This is a genomic window from Streptomyces sp. 8K308 (genome assembly GCF_004348315.1).
Lineage (GTDB): Bacteria > Actinomycetota > Actinomycetes > Streptomycetales > Streptomycetaceae > Streptomyces.
On record NZ_SMKC01000632.1, the window covers coordinates 1 to 1,286 of the forward strand.

General features: G+C 69.5%; 1 protein-coding gene. It reads right to left on the bottom strand.

Annotation, left to right across the window (positions count from 1 at the left end; all coding sequences use genetic code 11):
- Positions 1-1,165 (bottom strand): IS1380 family transposase (locus tag E1265_RS36300; RefSeq protein WP_132935186.1); only part of this gene is annotated, 1,165 nt, incomplete at its 3' end.
- Positions 1,166-1,286 lie beyond the last annotated feature (121 nt).

Genomic DNA, 1,286 nt, shown 5'->3' on the forward strand with positions numbered 1-1,286 from the left:
GGGCGATCTGGACGATCTCGAGCCAGACCTTGTTCTGGGTGGTGTGGTGCAGGGGCAGGTTGCGCAGTTCGGTCGCGCGGGCGGCCCGGTTCCGGTCCTCGGCCCGGGCCCGCAGCCGGTGGCGGAGTTCGAGCTCGGCGATCGGCCGGTCGGGGGTGTTGGTGGCGAAGCAGGTGATCCGCATGCCGTCCGCGTCCGTGATTCTCAACTGAGCTCCAGGATGAGGCCGTTCCTTTCGGACGATCAGACGCATGCCCGTCGGCCAGCCCGTGAGCAGGTCGCCGGTGAGTTCGGCGACCCAGGCGCCGTCGCGGACTTCGCCGTCCGTTTCGATGGCCGGGGTCCAGGCCGGTGACGGGATCTTGAGGACGTGGCTGTGGATGGTCTCGGTGATCACCATGCCGACCGAGTAGGACAGCCAGCGTCCTCGCTTCGCGAGCCAGGACACGAAGTCGTGGGTGCCGCCGGCGGAGTCCGTGCGGATCAGCGTCTGCCGTCCTCGCCGGTACTTCTTCGGCAGTTGGGCCAGGGCCAGGCGGGCGGTGGTGATGTGGTCGGCGGCCGTGTTGGAGCCAGCGTTCCCCGGTCTGAGCAGGGCGGCGACCGGCTCTCCGGTTCCGCCCGGGCCGTGGTCGACGAAGGCCGCCAGAGGGTGATGGCCATAGGTCTTCTTCCAGGTCGCGGCCGCGTCCTGTTTGTCGGAGTGCGCGATCACCAGGACGCCGTCGAGGTCGACCGTGACCTGTCCGTCGACGTCCGGGGCGTGTCTGCCGGCCAACGACCAGACACGCTGCCGGACTTCGGAGCGTGCGGACCGGAGGGCCCGCAGAGCTTTCTCACCGGAGGCGGCGAGGGTGTCGATCAGGCGGGAGACGGTCGGGTCGGAGGCGACCGGGCCGAAGACGGCCGGCTCGCACCGCAGCATCGCGACGTCGGCGAGGCAGTCCCCGCCCAACGCGACCGCCAGGGCGAGGTCCAGCAGGACCTTGCCCGGGTCGTGCACCGCCCGAGCCTTCCGCCACGGCGTCAGCGCCGCTGATATCGCGGTGTCCAAGCCCGCCTTGCGGACAGTCTCAACCAGCAGCACGCCCCCGGCCTGCGAGACCACCGCCCGGCCGCCGCCCTCGACGCGGACACGCGGGTACGACCCGATACGCTTCCTCACCTGGAGAGTGCTTCTTTCCGTGCAACCAACAGGACCCTCGACAAGTCCCATCGTTGCAGGTCAGGAGCACTCTCCGCTTATTTGACCAAGCCTCGGACACCCACCCTGTGAAAGCGCGAGG